The sequence below is a fragment of the Pedobacter sp. MR2016-24 genome (assembly GCF_026239655.1).
GTDB lineage: Bacteria > Bacteroidota > Bacteroidia > Sphingobacteriales > Sphingobacteriaceae > Pedobacter.
The window spans coordinates 85,485-101,645 of the sequence record NZ_JAPIVO010000001.1; the positions used below are offsets into that span (position 1 = coordinate 85,485).

A 16,161-nucleotide genomic window follows, 5' to 3' on the forward strand; every position below is an offset into this window, starting at 1 on the left:
GTTCTATTGATGTCTTTTTGAATGCTAATTCGTAATTTGCCTTCCTATTCTATGAATCCCTACGAAAAAAAACGCCGCTGGAAATTATTTTTACTGGCCTTCGCTATACTTATTGGTGCCGCTTCTGTTTTCTACAGTGACTTTTTTGTCAAGAAAATGGAACGTGAAGAAAAGGTACAATTCCAGATCTACGTCAAAGTAACCGAACAGGTACTGGCGATGTACGATGATGACAGGTTTACGGACCTGATCGAAACCATCACAAAAAACACAAAATTGCCGGTAATCATGACCGATGCAGAAGGTGTAATCAATTCTTACCAGGGGCTTGATTCCACAAAAACAAATTACGATGTAGAAAAACAGGACAAAAGGACTTATGATCCGGCTTACTTTAACCGTGAGCTCAGGAAAATGAAAGAACAGCATCCAGGAACGCCTATTATCGGGCTGGACGGCAAAATATGGCATATTTACCATAAAGATTCTTTCATGCTCACACAGCTAAGGTACTTCCCTTACATACAGCTGGGTGTAATCGGATTATTTCTGCTGACGGCATATGTGGCTTTTAGTTCCGCAAGACGATCTGAACAGGATCAGGTATGGGTGGGCATGGCCAAAGAGACAGCGCATCAGCTGGGCACACCTATTTCTTCTTTAATGGCCTGGGTAGAGCTGATGAAATCCCGCTTTGATGCAGAGGATGATCCGCTGATTGCAGAAATGGAGAATGATATCAAACGCCTGGAAGTAATTACCGACCGTTTTTCAAAAATCGGATCCAAACCTATTCTGGAAGACCACGTGGTATATACGGTAATTTATAATTTCATTCAGTATTTCAAGCTGAGAACCTCAGACAAGGTTATTTTTACAATTACAGGCGACGATCAGGTACGTGCATTGCTGAACGTTCCGCTGTTCGATTGGGTAACAGAAAATCTGTTAAAGAATGCGGCAAATGCGATTGAAAATGAAGGGAGTATCACTGTAAATATTATAGAGCACCTGGCGAAAGAAGAAGTATACATTGATATTACAGATACAGGCAAAGGCATTCCCAGATCTAAGTTTGATGCTGTTTTTCAACCGGGATACACCACCAGAAAAAGAGGCTGGGGACTCGGATTATCGCTAACCAAACGTATCGTTGAAAACTACCACAGCGGTCAGATTTTTGTGAAAGATTCTGAAGTGGGTAAAGGCACTACTTTTCGTATAATTCTAAAAAGCAGCATAACTTATGAACCAACCTCAACCTAACGAATACTCCGACTGGAGTAAAGGCTATATTGACCAGGTTAATGGCGACCTGATGGAAATCCTGCAGCGTCAGTCGACCGAATTCCCTGAATTCATTAACAGCATCGCTGCAAAAGCGGATTATGCTTATGCACCGGGAAAGTGGACCATCAAAGAGATGACCGGACATATTATAGATACAGAAAGAATCCTTGTTTACCGTTTAACTGCCTTTGCGAGAAATGAACAAGCAGTGCTTCCCGGTTTTGAAGAAGATGATTACGTAGCTAATGCCCGTTTCGCTGAACGAAGTCTGCTGAGTTTTACCGAAGAGTTTAGCCTCCTCAGAAAAGCAAATCTTTATCTGTTCCGTTCTTTAAATGAAACCGAACTCAACCGCGCAGGTACGGCTTCAGGAAAACCAATATCAGTAAGGGCGCTCCTCTTCGTCATCGCAGGACATATGATTCACCATACACGGATAATTAAAGAAAGGTACCTATGATCTGGCTCAAGACCTTTAGTCCGGAAGACCTGAATAACAGGCCTAAAAACCATCTTGGTGCGTTGATAGATATACAGTTTACCGAAATCGGCCAAGATTTTCTCACAGCAACGATGCCGGTCGATGAGCGCACGCATCAGCCTGCGGGGATTTTACATGGTGGTGCTTCAGTAGTATTGGCAGAAACCCTTGGCAGCATTGCCTCCTATATGTGCATAGATCCCGAACGTTATCAGGCAGTCGGCCTAGAGATTAATGCAAATCACCTGCGTCCGGTTAAAAGTGGTAGAGTGACCGGCATTTGCAAGCCCCTACACCGGGGAGCAAAAACACATGTCTGGGAAATAAAGATCTACGATGAGAGAGGTAAAATGAACTGTATTAGTCGGCTGACCGTAGCTGTGCTCCCAAAATAAAGCTTTTGGAACATACCCTAAATACCATCAAAAGCATTTACCCTTTACAGGATAAACACCTCCAACTGCTATACGGGCAGTTGAAAAGAATAGAGGTACCTAAAAACCAGCTTATTTTTCATGCACAAAAAGTAGAACGGTCCTTATATTTTATTGAGAAAGGTATTGCCAGAGCTTATTTAGACGGCGTGGATAACCGGATCACCTTTTGGTTCGGTATGGAAGGAGATGTCATGTTTTCCTACCATAGTTATATCAATGGAAAACCCGGATACGAAAATATCGAGTTACTGGAAAACAGTATTCTTTACGAATTAAAAACAGACAGTTTAATCCAATTATATAACAGCCATACCGAACTGGCCAACTGGGGCCGTAAGCTGGCAGAGCTGGAGCTGATTAAAACGGAAGAGCGTTATATCGCCCGGTTATTTAAATCTGCCTCAGCAAGATATAAGGAATTACAAGCCTCCTATCCTGCGCTGATCAATAGAATACAATTAGGTCATATTGCTTCTTACCTTGGTGTTACGCAGGTTACACTCAGTAGAATCCGGTCAGAAAACAAATAATGTTCTCTTTTTAACATTTGTAAAATTTGAGCCGGATTTCAACTGCTAGCTTTGCAGGAAATATTTACATTATGAACTGGATCTTATTAATTATCGCGGGGCTGTTTGAAGTCGGTTTTACCACCTGTTTAAAGCTCTCTGATAACTTTACCAACCTAAGGTGGACAGCAGGTTTCCTTGCGGCCATATTGCTCAGCTTTTTCTTTTTAAATAAAGCGATACAAACCCTGCCAATGGGTACTGCCTACGCAGTGTGGACCGGGATCGGTGCTGTAGGCACAGTGATTGTAGGAATTGCTTATTTCAATGAACCGGCAAACTTCTGGAGGCTATTTTTCATCGCCACGCTGATCGCATCCATACTTGGATTAAAGTTTTTTGCGGGGTCTGCACATTAAAATAAAGATGCCATCCCCGAAATCACGAAGATGGCATTTTTGTATATTTTGAAGGCTTATTTAATGGTAACAGGAACTTCAACAGAAGTTTTGTCCCATCCAATAATCAGATTTGCACCTGATGCCATCGGAGTAAATGTAATAGATAATGATTCCAACGCGGTAGCTAATGGTTTAACTGGCACTTCTATCCTAACCACATCCTTTTTCTCATCATAAGTATAGGCTCCCCATCTATCAGTCTGCTTGTTGATAATGATCACCCATTTATCCTGATTTGGAATCGCGAACAAGCTATATGTGCCCACTGCTATGTTTTTACCACCAATTACAACCGGTTTAAAAAACTTAATTTCTGTACTTTCATTAGCTCCCACTCTCCATACTTCTCCAAAAGCGGCCAAAGTGCCGAAAACTGTACGTCCTTTTGCAGAAGGTCTTGAATAGAGAACTTTAATCAAAGGAGCTGAATCTTCTCCTTTTTTGACTTTTACAGCATTTAAAGGATAATAAGCGATATCAGCCGGACTGGAATCCAGGGATGGGAATTTTACTTCCTGTGCGCTGACAGCAAAGCCAAACAGCACGAAAAGAACAACCAGGTTGAATTTTCTGTACATCTTCTAGTATTTACGTCCTTTAACGATCGCATTTACAAATATCACAGATCCGATCCAGCCTAAAATTCCACCAAAAATAGACCACAGGAAACCACCTGAAATTACAGCAGCTGTTAAAATTCCAAAAACCAGACCTATTACATAATAAACCCAGTCAAAGCTTGTGTTGTTTTCTTCTTTAATCATTTTGAATATTCTTATGTGCCAAAGGTATTGATTTATTTTAAATATGGAACATAGAATCTATTGTCAACCTACTGTCAATTATCTTTCTAATGCGGTTCTAATCTAAAAACTAATCAATCGATTGATTAGTTTTGTGCTATCAAATCAATTATGGAAAAGCCAGACAAGAAAGCAAACATATTATCAGCCGCAGAAACGTTATTCTCCGAGCTGGGATATGAAGGTACATCTACCAGGCAAATCGCAAAAGAATCAGGTGCCAACATGTCTATGATCAACTATTATTTTGGATCTAAAGAAGGTGTGTTTCTGGAAATTATGAACCAGAGACTGCAGGAGTTCAATGTGCAGCTGACCAGCATCAATGAAGAGCGCATTTCCTCAATGGAAAAGCTCATGCAGATTATAGAATCCTATACCAGGCGTATATTGAATAATATCTCGTTTCATAAAATGATGCACCGCGAACTCTCATTGGCACAGCGCCCTGAAATGTTCTGTAAATTAAAAGATGCGATGTCCCTGAATCTGAATGTAATAGAACAGATCATTAATGAAGGAATTGCAGAGGGAAGTTTCAAACCTATCGATATCCGGATGCTGATTGCTTCAATTATGGGAACGATTACTAATGTAGCTACAATGCCCTCTAAAATAACCCGAGGCTCAGTTTTAGATATTACCATCCCCGAGGACAGGGAAGTATTAACCCAACGCCTTATCCTTCACCTCAAAGATTTGGTTACCACGTATATAACACCCCAAAAATGATACACAGAACAATTAAAATGAGCTGCTTCGTGCTCTTACTGCCAGGCATGCTCTTTGCGCAGAATGTGAAGAAGTTAACACTTCAGGAAGCAATCCAGCTTGGCGTAGAAAACAGCAAAAATTTAAAGCTCTCTCAGAACAAAATTGATGAAGCAATGGCAAGGCTGGAAGTTATTAAAGACAATGCACTGCCGACTGCAAAAGCCAGCTTAATTTATAACCACGCAGAGATACCTACCAATCAGTTGATTATAGGAGATGCAAGCCCTTTATTCTTACCTAAACGCGCTGATGCATATCTGGCGACCGCAGCAGTAGAGCAACTGGTTTATGGTGGTGGAAAATTAAGATATGCAAAAGAGTCTACGCGACTTCTTTCTGATGTAGCCAGACTGGATGCAGATCAAAGCAAAGAAGAAGTAAGTTATGCCGTCATCAATACTTACTATGCTTTATATAAAGTAGCACAAAGTAAAAAAGTAGTGGCCCAGAATCTGGCTTCTATCGCAAGCCAGTTAAAACAGGCACAACGCTTCTTTGAACAAGGCATAGTGACTAAAAATGATGTATTAAGATTTCAATTACAACAGGCAAATATTACGCTGACAGATCTGGAAATTGAAAGCAATCGTAAAGTAGTTAATTACAACCTTGATATATTATTAGGCTTATCAGAAGATACCGAAGTAGAAATTACCGATCCTGCAGGTGAAGGAATGGGCGTCGCACCATTAAGCAACTACATGGAGATGGCAATGGCAAACCGTCAGGAATTAAAAGGTCTTGATTTGAGAAATAAAGTAGCTGAGCTGGATATTAAATCCGTTAAAGCGAATACTTTACCAACCGTTGGGGTGGGTGCAAATGTATACTATATTAATCCAAGTGGCAGTTTTATCCCTCCTACTCACCAGTACATCGTACCAATGACTTTGGGAGCAACTTTATCCTGGAATATAGGTACGCTGTGGACCAACAAAAACAAGGTAACCGAAGCCAGGGTTCAACAAAGGAATGTAGTGATCCAGAAAGAGATTCTTACGGATAATGTTAAAACTGATATCAATAAAAACTATCAGAATTACGAAGTAGCCATGAGCAAGATCAAAATCCTGGAAACCTCTATTGCACAGGCAACTGAAAATGACAGGTTACTGGAATCAAAATATAAAAACAATGTGGCTTCCGCTATAGACAGGATAGATGCAGAAACACTTTTATACCAATCAAAAATTAATCTGGAAATAGCAAAAGCCGATGCCGGCATTGCCTATTACACCTTATTAAAATCAACAGGAAAAATTTCTCAATAAGCCCCCTCATAAAAAAATATAATGACAACAGAACCAACAGCAGAAACAACAATTGAAACTAAAAAGAAAAGTAAAATTGTTCCTATAATAGTACTGGTATTAGTAGTTATAGGCGTCATATTTGGCGTAAAGGAATACATATATTACAGTAAACACGTAGATACTGATGATGCGCAGATAGATGGCGATATCAGCCCCGTAGTTGCCCGTGTAGGTGGATATGTAAACGAGATCAAATTTGAAGAGAATACTAAAGTTACTGAAGGCCAGACACTGGTAACGTTAGATGACAGAGACTATAAAGTGAAATTAGAGCAGGCAATGGCCGGTCAGAAAGGTGCCAGCGCTGGTGTTGGTGTTTCTCAATCACAGATCATCGCAACTTCAGCAAACACCAGTACTGCTAAAGCAAATATAGAGTCTGCTAAAGTAAAATTATGGCAGGCACAAAAAGATTACGACCGTTATGCAAATCTGATTAAAGATGGTTCAATCACTCAGCAGCAATTTGATCAGGCTAAAGCCACAAGAGACGTTGCACAGGCTACATATAACGCATCAAAGGATCAGTATACAGCTGCGCTGAAACAAGTAGGGACTACACAATCACAATTAGCAGTAAGCAGCAATGGCGTTTCACAACACCAGTCGGACGTAGACTTTGCTAAATTACAATTGTCTTATACCAACATCACCTCCCCGGCTACGGGTATCGTTTCTAAGAAAAGTATTCAGAAAGGTCAGCTGGTACAGGCTGGTCAGTCTTTATTCTCTATTGTAAACGAGAACAGCTTATACATCACTGCAAACTTCAAAGAAACGCAACTGGAAGAAATCAAAGCCGGATTAAAAGTTAATGTTGAAGTAGATGCTTACCCGGATCAGGAATTGGAAGGTGAAGTATATAACTTCTCTCCTGTCACAGGTGCTAAAGGTTCATTGCTTCCACCGGATAATGCAACAGGTAACTTCGTTAAAGTTGTACAGCGTGTACCTGTAAAAATTAAACTTAAGGCCTCAAAAGAAATGCTGGAAAAATTACGTCCGGGTATGAGTGTTAAAGTTTCTGTGATCACAAAAGACTAATAAAATGGCCGAACAAGGTTTAAAAAAATGGGTAATCACGTTTACAGTGATCACAGCTTCATTACTGGAGCTGATTGATACCACTATTGTAAACGTGGCCTTACCACAAATTCAGGGTAACCTGGGCGCAACCCTCGAGGATGTGGCCTGGTTATCTACCGGATACGCTGTTGCCAATGTTATTGTCCTTCCTATGTCGGGCTGGCTGGGTAGCCGTTTCGGACGAAAAAATTATTTCCTCACTTCCATCATTGTCTTCACTATAGCCTCCTTCCTGTGTGGAAATGCAACTACATTAGAAGAATTAATTCTTTTTCGTATCCTGCAGGGTATCGCTGGCGGTGGATTGATTTCTACAGCACAGGCTATCTTGATTGAAACCTGGCCCCGGGAAGATATTGGTATTGCGACTGCCCTTTTCGGATTAGGTGCGGTTGTGGGACCAACTGTCGGACCAACTATAGGGGGTTATATTCTTGATATCAGTTCATGGCCGTGGATATTTTATGTAAATATTCCCGTCGGGATTCTCGCTGCCTACTGTACGTATGCCTTTATAAAGGTCACGCCCAAGGATGGACAAGGTAAACCGGTCGACTGGTGGGGTATTGCCTTACTGGCAATCGCTGTAGGTAGTTTGCAAACCGTACTGGAAAAAGGCGAAAGCGAGGACTGGTTTGCTACACCTTATATCACTGCTTTAATGGTAACCTCTGTATTTGGATTGTTGCTGTTTATCTGGCGGGAGATGACAACGGACCATCCGATCGTAAACTTTAAGATTATGCGTCACCGCAGTTTTTCTGTAGGCCTGGTCACCTCATTCATTTTGGGATTTGGTTTATATGGATCCGTATTCGTGTTTCCGGTGTTCTGTCAGAACCTGTTAGGGTTCTCTGCACTGCAGACAGGTGAACTCTTATTTCCGGGAGGTTTATGCACTATTGTGATGATGCCATTTATCGGGATTTTCCTTAAAAAGGGTATTCCTGCACAGTTTATGGCTACTATAGGAATGTTCCTGTTCTTCGTATTCTGTAATATGCTGAGTAAATCTACCCTGGCATCGGGCACATCAGACTTCTTCCTGCCGCTGGTAATCAGGGGTATAGGGATGGCTCTGCTATTTGTTCCATTAACAACCCTGGCTATTCAGGACCTTAAAGGTGCAGAAGTTGGACAAGGATCAGGATTAAACAATATGATGAGACAATTAGGGGGTTCATTTGGTATTGCTGCGTTAACAACACTGATTCACACACGTCAGGGTTTCCACCGCAGTAATCTGCTGACAAACATCAATGAGTATAATCCTGCTTTTACACAACGTTTCAATGCTTTCATCAATAATTTCATGACCAAGGGTTATTCTTACCTTGACTCAAAAATTATGGCAACCAAAGCTATTGAAGGTACCGTAATCAAACAATCGCTGCTTTTAACTTATAGCGATGCCTATTGGGTAGCAGGAATGGTCATGTTATGCTCAATTCCATTACTTTATCTGCAGAAATTCAAAAAAAATGTGGAGATACCTGCAGATGTACACTAATCAGGTAAATTAAAGCACAAAAAAAGCCGTTAAGTTCAGAACTTAACGGCTTTTTCGTACAAAAAATCATTTGCATCATTTGTCGCTACACAACAAACTGCTTATACCTTTTTAAATGTTGTAAACCTTTATGTCAGCAATTTAAATTTAATTACAATCAAACCAAAATAATTTTATTAACATTATTCATTAATGTTAGCATCATTTTTCTTAGCTTATACCCGAAAAAATTATGAATTAATATGATGCAGAAACCACGTGTGGCAAGTCAGCGGGAAGCAATTTTCAATAATGAGGTTGTCTCCAGATTTGAATTGTACAACAGCCTTTTCCTCACCCTTCCATTTTATAAAATTAAGGATACAGGCACCTTATTGCCCCTTTTTATCAAACATTGCGAAGATGGAGTAAAGAACCATCAAACTCCTGCCCAGATTATCAGCACCTTTTTTGACAAGTATACACAAGTCCAGGAGCCTAAAGAAGTAGTCGATTTACTGTTCAGGTTTATCCAATATATTGAGCGTCAGGTAGTGTTATTTGACGCTGTAGAGGATGCTTCATTTAACAAACTGAACGTGTCAGATGACCAGCAATCGCTCAGATTAATGTTGAAAAAGAGCGAATCCAACACAGAACTTCACCATAAGATAGAAGAATTGATCAAAGATTTCTCTCTTCGCCTGGTGCTCACTGCACACCCGACACAATTTTATCCCGGAAGTGTATTGTCAATTATTACCGATCTTACTTCGGCAATAAAGATTAATGATATAGTAACAATCCATGAGCTGCTGCAGCAATTGGGAAAAACGCCTTTCTTCAATAAGAAGTCGCCCACCCCTGTAGATGAAGCACTCAGTCTTTCCTGGTACCTCGAAAATGTCTTCTACTTTGCCGCTGCCAATATTCAGTCCGAAATAGACAATGGACTGGAAGAGTTCAATATTCCGACTAAAAAAGTAATTGAATTGGGTTTCTGGCCGGGTGGCGACAGGGACGGGAATCCAAACGTGCATGCAGAAGACACTCTGCAGGTATCTAAAATGCTTCGCCAGATCCTATTCCGCTGTTATTACAGGGATTTCAGGAAACTGAAACGCAGGATTACTTTCAGAGGCGTTGAAGACACTTTATACAAAATTCAGGATGTATTGTACCAGAATGCATTTGATACGAATATCGTTCCGGAAAATATTTCTGCATTTTTAATAACACATCTGGAGGAGATAAAAACTACGCTTATACAACATCATGATGGTCTCTTTGCCAATCTGGTAGATGACCTGCTACGTAAAGTTGAACTATTTGGCAGTCACTTTGCCTCATTGGATATCAGGCAGGACAGCCGCGTGTTAAGAGATGTACATGCCTACTGCCGACAAAGCAAGCCAATCATCTCCCTCTTCCCTGAAAACTACGATGAGTTATCAGAGAAAGAGAAAATCAGTCACCTGTCCTTTAAAAGTGCGAAGGTAAACTATACAGGCGAGGCCGATGCACTGGTAACCGACACGCTGGAAACCATTGTAAAAATAAAACAGATTCATGAAGCCAATGGTGAACTGGCTTGTCACCGTTTCATTATCAGTAATTGTCAGCAGGCAAGTGATATACTTCAGTTGATAGAACTTTTTCTATGGAATGGCTGGCAGGAAGATCAGCTGAACATGGATTTTGTGCCCTTATTCGAAACGGTGAACGACCTTGAAGGAGCCGCTGAAATTATGGAAGAGCTTTACGCACATCCATTTTACAGAAAACACTTGGAAAGCAGGGGCAATAAACAGGATATCATGCTTGGCTTCTCCGACAGTACTAAGGATGGGGGCTATTTGATGGCTAACTGGTCTATTTTTAACGCCAAGGTGGCTTTAACTACTACCTCTGTGGCAAACAACATCCAACTGGCATTTTTCGACGGCCGTGGAGGCCCTCCTTCTAGAGGAGGCGGTAAAACACACCGTTTTTATGCTTCTATGGGTAAAGAGATCGCTAACAAAAATATTCAGCTCACTATACAGGGACAAACCATCAGTTCACAATACGGCTCTATAGACAGCGCGGGCTTCAATATTACACAACTGATCAATGCCGGTATTTCTGCGGGCATTAAGGAAAAACACAATATTCTCCTTGATCCCTTACATAAAGACGTACTGGATATCATGGCAAGGGATAGCTTCAATGCATTTGTATCCCTGCGTAAACATCCCTTATTCTTAACTTACCTGGAGCGTTTCTCTCCACTGAGCTTACTGTCTAAAATTACGATCAGCAGCAGGCCGGTAAAAAGAAGTTCGGGAGAAAAATTACGTCTGGAAGACCTGAGGGCAATCAGTTTCGTGACCTCATGGGGTCAGCTGAAACAGAATATCCCCGGCTTTTATGGTATAGGAACTGCCTTAAAAAACCAGGAAGAAAGTGGTAACTGGGATAATATCGTGCAAACTTACCAGGAATCAGGCTATTTCAAAACGATTATAGACAACTGTATGATGTCTATGAGCAAAGCCGATTTCTCTATCACCGCACATTTTGCCAACGATCCTGAATATGGCGATTTCTGGAAAATGCTGAATAACGAATATGAGTGTTCGAAAGAAATGCTGTTAAAGCTTGCTGGACACACCACTTTAATGGAAAACTATCCGGTAGAAAAACGCTCTATCGCCGTTCGTGAGAAGATTGTATTGCCATTGGTGCTGATCCAGCATTATGCACTCGAAAAAATGCAGCATGAACTTACAGATCTGGAATTGCAGTCTTACGAAAAACTGGCTATCAGGACAGTTTACGGTATCGTAAATGCAGGCAGAAACTCTGCTTAGCAATTATTCATTGTTAAAATGCCCCCGGAAATATCTGAATTTTCGGGGGCATTTCATGAGCAGAATCGCGCTTTTTTAAGAGAGCTGATTAATAAATGATCTTACCTGCAGAAGTTACAATAGATGCAATACGAACAGCATCAAAAACACGCTCTTCTGTAGCACCCAATCCTAAGATTGATTTTTCATGTGCATTCACACACATTTCACATCCATTTACGGCAGAAACAGCCAGGCTCATCAGTTCGAAGAACTCTTTACCTGTTACCGGGCTGCTCATTAATTGCATGCGTACACGGGCAGGAATCTGCGTATATTTTTCTTTTCCGGTAAAGTGACGGAAACGATAAAATACGTTGTTTAAGGCTAATAAAGAAGCGCAACCGGCAGCTTCAGCAATCTCCTCAGGGGTAGCTTCCTTTGCAATTGCCTGTTTCTCGAAAAATTCAGTAAGTACTTTATTGTTATTGTTTACAGCAATACTTAAAGCAAGCAATGCACATTCTTTTTCAGTCATATGTGCTGAAGTAAATGTACTGGTAAAGTTCAGCTTCAAGTCTCTTACATACCTTGAATTACCTTTTTCCAATAAATGAAGTCCTTCATTTCTGTAATCGGCATTTAGTCCTACAACAGCTAGTAATTCTTGTATAGTTTCAGTTATTTCACTCATTTTATGTTTTTTTGGATATAAAAAATCCCTGCAAAATGCATTTACAGGGATTTTTTATAAGGAATTAAATTATACAGTTAAAGTAGCTTCACCTTTTTCCCAGTTACAAGGACAAAGTTCATCAGTTTGTAAAGCATCTAATACTCTTAAAACTTCTTTAACATTACGGCCAACGCTTAAATCATTAGCACTTGCCCAACGGATAATACCTTGCGGGTCGATAATGAAAGTTGCACGGTAAGCGATTTTTTCAGTTGGCTCAAGAATATCCAAAGCTTCAGCTAATGACTTTGAAGTATCAGCAAGCATTGGGAATTTTAAACCGCGTAAATCATCATGATTGTGTCTCCAGGCCAAATGCACATTCTCAGAATCAGTAGAAGCACCAATTAAAGTAGTGTCACGGTCACGGAATTCACCAAAATTAGCATTGAATTCAGCTATTTCAGTAGGGCAAACGAAAGTAAAATCTTTTGGCCACCAGAACATGCAAGTCCACTGGTTGTTCTCATTTACTAAAGTATCTGACGTTAATGTTTCGAATTCTTTACCTTTTTCTATGCTAACTACAGCAGGTTTTGAATACGCTGGAAATTGTTCACCTATATTTATCATAATATTATTGTTTTCGTTGCGCAAAGGTACATCAATCTAAATCCTTAAGCAACCCAATTGAATACATTACAGATCATTAATATTGATGCCTATATAGACATAAGCTATAATTAACGCTCATCAATTAGAATTCATCTATTTAGTTTTCAGTGTGGTTTCAAATAGTTTAAATATTCTTTTATACTCATCCGTCCAGCTGGAGGGTTGGGTAAAGCCATGATCTTCAACAGGGTAAACAGCTAACTCCCAGTTGTTTTTACCTAATTCTATGAAACGCTGACTTAACCTGACAATGTCCTGGAAATGAACGTTTACATCTACCATACCATGGCACATTAAAAGATTTCCTTTCAGTCCCGCAGCAAAATAGATAGGAGAACTGCGTTTATAGGCCAGTTCATCATTGTAGGGTTCATTCAAAATATTAGAGGTATAGCCATGGTTATAATGTGCCCAGTCAGTCACCGATCTCAATGCCGCCCCGCTGGCAAAAACATCTGCTTCTTTGAACAAAGCCATCAGGGTTATAAATCCACCATAAGATCCGCCATACAATCCTACATGCTTGGGATCCACATTGTATTTCTCTACCAGCAATTTTACACCGTCAGCCTGATCGGTAAGATCCTTGCCGCCCATGTGGCGATAAATACCTGTACGGTGATCTCTTCCATATCCCGAACTTCCGGTATAATCAATATCAATCACGGTATAACCGTTATCAGCCAGCATATTGTTAAACATATACTCCCTTGAATACTGACTCCACCAGTAATGCACGTTCTGCAGGTAACCTGCACCATGTACAAAAACTACAGCAGGACGGTTTACATCAGGTTTTGTTGCCGGATAAATACGCGCGTACACGTCTGCTCCATACCTGTTTTTAAATGAAATGAGCTCTGGCTCTCTCCAGGCATAGGCTTTAAATTCCGGGGAGGTCGACTCCGTAACTTTTACAGCTTTTGCGCCTGCTTTATTCGCCTGAATATATAATTCCCATGGTTTGTTCATGTAGGAATAATTAATGGCCAGCCATTTTTCATCAGGAGACAGGGTAACTTCATTGCCTCCTTTCATTCCGGTAATTTTAACAGGTGTACCACCTCCAACCGCGATACGATAGAAATGTGTAATTCCAGGATGTTCTATATTGGCGGTAAAATAAAAAGTCTTTTTGTCGCCGGACAACTGCAGCTGCTGCACTTCCCACTTACCGGAAGTCAGTTGTTTTTTCTCTCCGGTCGTTACATTTGCTGTATACAGGTGAGCATATCCGCTTTTTTCGCTCTGAAAATAAATTTGCTGATTATCGATCCAGCCAAAATTTCTCGGGCCTATACCAGGACCACCAATCCAGGCCTCATCCCTTTGTCTGTCTATTACCGTTACATTGCCGGTTGCAATATTGATTTTCAGGATCCACAGATCCTTGTTATCCTGTGATTCAGCCATCGCCACAGCGACAGTTCCCTCAGCATTCCAAAGTGTAGCAGAAATGGAAACTTTTCTATCTTCATTATTTTTCTTCGCCTCTTCCAGTTTTTTCGGATAATCTTTCAGATAATCAGGCAGGTCTTTGATTCCCGTAATCTGCTCATGATGTATTTTGTAGATGGTATCACGCTGCTGATCATAAATGAAACTCTCCGAGGTTGGCAATGGTTCCCCTACTTTAGTCCTTCCATGAATATCCTCTGTATAACCAGATGCAGTAACGTAATTGGGTACGAGGGTAGACTTACCTTCTTCTCCCGCCGTAAACAGCTTATAGGTCACGTAACGGCCATCAGGACTGATTGTAACAGCTGTGAGAAACTTATCATCGAGATAAATAGGCTTTAATGATTTTTCCGGTGCCATCAGACCTGAGCGACCAAAATTAAATGGTGCCTTTGGTTTGGCATTTCTAATGACATCAAACAGCTCTGTCTGTTCGTTCTTAAGCCAGATATCCTGCTCATTCTTTTTACCTGCAGCAGCAGGACGTTTGCCTTTTACAAAGTTGGTTAACTGCCGGATGGTGTTCGACTTTAAATCGAGTGTAAAAAGGTTATCTCCTCTTTGAAAAGCGATCACATCGTTTTTTAAAAACACAGGGTTACTTTCACGCTCCGCTGTATGGGTTAAGCGCTGTTTGGTGTGCAACTTCGGCTGGTATAAATAGAGGTCACCAGATTGCTCTGTAATCCCGAGCGTTCGGTAGGTATTAAAGATATAATCGGTTGTGATTTTCCGGTCCGCTTCAGCAGTATCTGCAAGTACCGGCTTAAGCACATTCAGGTTAACCTGATACAAACTGCTTTTATCCTTTTGTCCGGGGTTCCAATCGAAATAAACCGTTTTACTATCCGCAGACCAGCGGTAATTTGATGGTGGGATGCCCAGCCATTTCTGGTCGCGCATAATCTTTTCTACAGTTAAAACAGGTTTTTCCTGTGCTTGAGCGGCGATACTGCCCAGCAGAAATAAAAAGCAGAGTTTCTTCATGAATTGTTTAGGTTATGCCTGCAATTTATAAAAAAACCTTTTGCTTTACTACCCTACTCTCACGGATGTCATCGTTAATGAGCCACCTATCGCTTTATCATTAAAAAGTGACACTTCTTCCTTACCATTTTGCAGACCCAAAGTATACAACAGAGGCAAATAATGCTCCGGCGTAGGAATGGCCAGCAGCGCTGCAGTTCCTAAATTCCGGTAATTCATTAATGGCTGATGGTCGCCGTTCATGATCATAGTTTTAAACCGGTCATTGATGTCCATCGCCCAGTCATAACCGCCACCCTGCATCATATCCCAGTTCACCATTCTCAGGTTATGGACCATATTACCACTTCCCATGATCAGCACACCTTTCCGCCGCAACTGGTATAATTCTCCCGCAAGCTCATAATGTGCTTTCGGACTTTTATTGTAATCTATACTCAGCTGCAATACCGGGATGTCTGCCGCCGGAAACATATGCTTCAGGATCGTCCAAGCGCCATGGTCAAGTCCCCAGTCGTGATCCAGCGTCACTTCCGTACTTTCGATCAGTTCAGCCATTTCCACTGCGAGTTCCGGGCTGCCGGGAGCAGGATATTGTGCATCGAACAAAGCCTTTGGAAAACCACCAAAATCGTGGATCGTTTCCGGAAAACTCATCGCTGTTACCGCTGTACCAGGCGTAAACCAATGTGCGGACACTACGATTACTGCTTTTGGAATAGGTAATGTAGCACCAATATCTGCCCATTTATTACTGAATTCATTATCCTCAATGCCATTCATCGGCGATCCATGCCCGATAAAAAATGCAGGCATCAGCTCCCCCTGTACCGGAAGGCTTGCAGTTAAATTCTTAATTTCTGATAGGTTTGCCATAATTTCTCTGCT

Annotated in this window: 16 protein-coding genes; 10 read left to right on the top strand and 6 right to left on the bottom strand. The window is 41.0% G+C overall.

Annotation, left to right across the window (positions count from 1 at the left end; all coding sequences use genetic code 11):
• Positions 1-51: 51 nt before the first annotated feature.
• From OQX62_RS00395 to OQX62_RS00415, 5 genes are all read left to right on the top strand, one after another.
• Positions 52-1,266 (top strand): sensor histidine kinase, encoded by a 1,215-nt coding sequence (locus OQX62_RS00395; protein WP_265829295.1) that lies wholly within the window; start codon positions 52-54, stop codon positions 1,264-1,266.
• A complete protein-coding gene (locus OQX62_RS00400) occupies positions 1,247-1,750 on the top strand; it encodes a DinB family protein (RefSeq protein WP_265829297.1) in 504 nt (167 codons plus the stop codon). The genes OQX62_RS00395 and OQX62_RS00400 overlap by 20 nt, the downstream gene beginning before the upstream one ends.
• A complete protein-coding gene (locus OQX62_RS00405; protein WP_265829298.1) occupies positions 1,747-2,166 on the top strand; it encodes a hotdog fold thioesterase in 420 nt (139 codons plus the stop codon). Before OQX62_RS00400 ends, OQX62_RS00405 begins: the two co-directional genes overlap by 4 nt.
• A gap of 5 nt (positions 2,167-2,171) precedes the next feature.
• The gene (locus OQX62_RS00410; RefSeq protein WP_265829299.1) at positions 2,172-2,738 is read left to right on the top strand and encodes a Crp/Fnr family transcriptional regulator; all 567 of its coding nucleotides are present in this window, start codon (positions 2,172-2,174) and stop codon (positions 2,736-2,738) included.
• A gap of 71 nt (positions 2,739-2,809) precedes the next feature.
• Complete coding sequence (locus OQX62_RS00415) at positions 2,810-3,136, top strand: DMT family transporter (protein WP_265829300.1); 327 nt, start codon at positions 2,810-2,812, stop codon at positions 3,134-3,136.
• Between the two features lie 56 nt (positions 3,137-3,192).
• Here the strand turns inward: OQX62_RS00415 and OQX62_RS00420 are convergent, their stop codons facing one another.
• The gene (locus OQX62_RS00420; protein ID WP_265829301.1) at positions 3,193-3,756 is read right to left on the bottom strand and encodes a DUF2911 domain-containing protein; all 564 of its coding nucleotides are present in this window, start codon (positions 3,754-3,756) and stop codon (positions 3,193-3,195) included.
• 3 nt (positions 3,757-3,759) lie between these two features.
• Positions 3,760-3,942, bottom strand: a complete 183-nt coding sequence (locus OQX62_RS00425; RefSeq protein WP_265829302.1) for a hypothetical protein — start codon at positions 3,940-3,942, stop codon at positions 3,760-3,762.
• Between the two features lie 150 nt (positions 3,943-4,092).
• Here OQX62_RS00425 and OQX62_RS00430 point away from each other — a divergent pair, with 150 nt between their 5' ends.
• The 5 genes from OQX62_RS00430 (at position 4,093) to OQX62_RS00450 (ending at position 11,495) form a co-directional block, all read left to right on the top strand.
• Positions 4,093-4,713 (top strand): TetR/AcrR family transcriptional regulator, encoded by a 621-nt coding sequence (locus tag OQX62_RS00430; RefSeq protein WP_265829303.1) that lies wholly within the window; start codon positions 4,093-4,095, stop codon positions 4,711-4,713.
• Entirely contained in the window at positions 4,710-6,026 is a 1,317-nt protein-coding gene (locus OQX62_RS00435; protein ID WP_265829304.1) for a TolC family protein, read from the top strand. The genes OQX62_RS00430 and OQX62_RS00435 overlap by 4 nt, the downstream gene beginning before the upstream one ends.
• A 21-nt stretch (positions 6,027-6,047) precedes the next feature.
• Entirely contained in the window at positions 6,048-7,112 is a 1,065-nt protein-coding gene (locus OQX62_RS00440) for an HlyD family secretion protein (protein WP_265829305.1), read from the top strand.
• Positions 7,113-7,116: 4 nt separating this feature from the next.
• Entirely contained in the window at positions 7,117-8,664 is a 1,548-nt protein-coding gene (locus tag OQX62_RS00445; protein WP_265829306.1) for a DHA2 family efflux MFS transporter permease subunit, read from the top strand.
• A gap of 242 nt (positions 8,665-8,906) precedes the next feature.
• Positions 8,907-11,495: a phosphoenolpyruvate carboxylase gene (locus OQX62_RS00450; RefSeq protein WP_265829307.1), complete on the top strand. Its 2,589-nt coding sequence runs from the start codon at positions 8,907-8,909 to the stop codon at positions 11,493-11,495.
• Between the two features lie 88 nt (positions 11,496-11,583).
• Here OQX62_RS00450 and OQX62_RS00455 read toward each other — a convergent pair whose 3' ends face one another.
• The 4 genes from OQX62_RS00455 to ygiD all read right to left on the bottom strand — a co-directional run bounded on the left by OQX62_RS00455 (position 11,584) and on the right by ygiD (position 16,149).
• The gene (locus OQX62_RS00455; protein ID WP_265829308.1) at positions 11,584-12,168 is read right to left on the bottom strand and encodes a carboxymuconolactone decarboxylase family protein; all 585 of its coding nucleotides are present in this window, start codon (positions 12,166-12,168) and stop codon (positions 11,584-11,586) included.
• 69 nt (positions 12,169-12,237) lie between these two features.
• Entirely contained in the window at positions 12,238-12,783 is a 546-nt protein-coding gene (locus OQX62_RS00460) for a peroxiredoxin (protein WP_265829309.1), read from the bottom strand.
• A 135-nt stretch (positions 12,784-12,918) separates the two neighbouring features.
• Positions 12,919-15,273 carry a S9 family peptidase gene (locus tag OQX62_RS00465; protein ID WP_265829310.1) on the bottom strand — a complete coding sequence of 785 codons (2,355 nt, stop codon included), beginning with the start codon at positions 15,271-15,273 and terminating at the stop codon, positions 12,919-12,921.
• 48 nt (positions 15,274-15,321) lie between these two features.
• Positions 15,322-16,149, bottom strand: a complete 828-nt coding sequence (gene ygiD / locus OQX62_RS00470; protein WP_265829311.1) for a 4,5-DOPA dioxygenase extradiol — start codon at positions 16,147-16,149, stop codon at positions 15,322-15,324.
• Positions 16,150-16,161 lie beyond the last annotated feature (12 nt).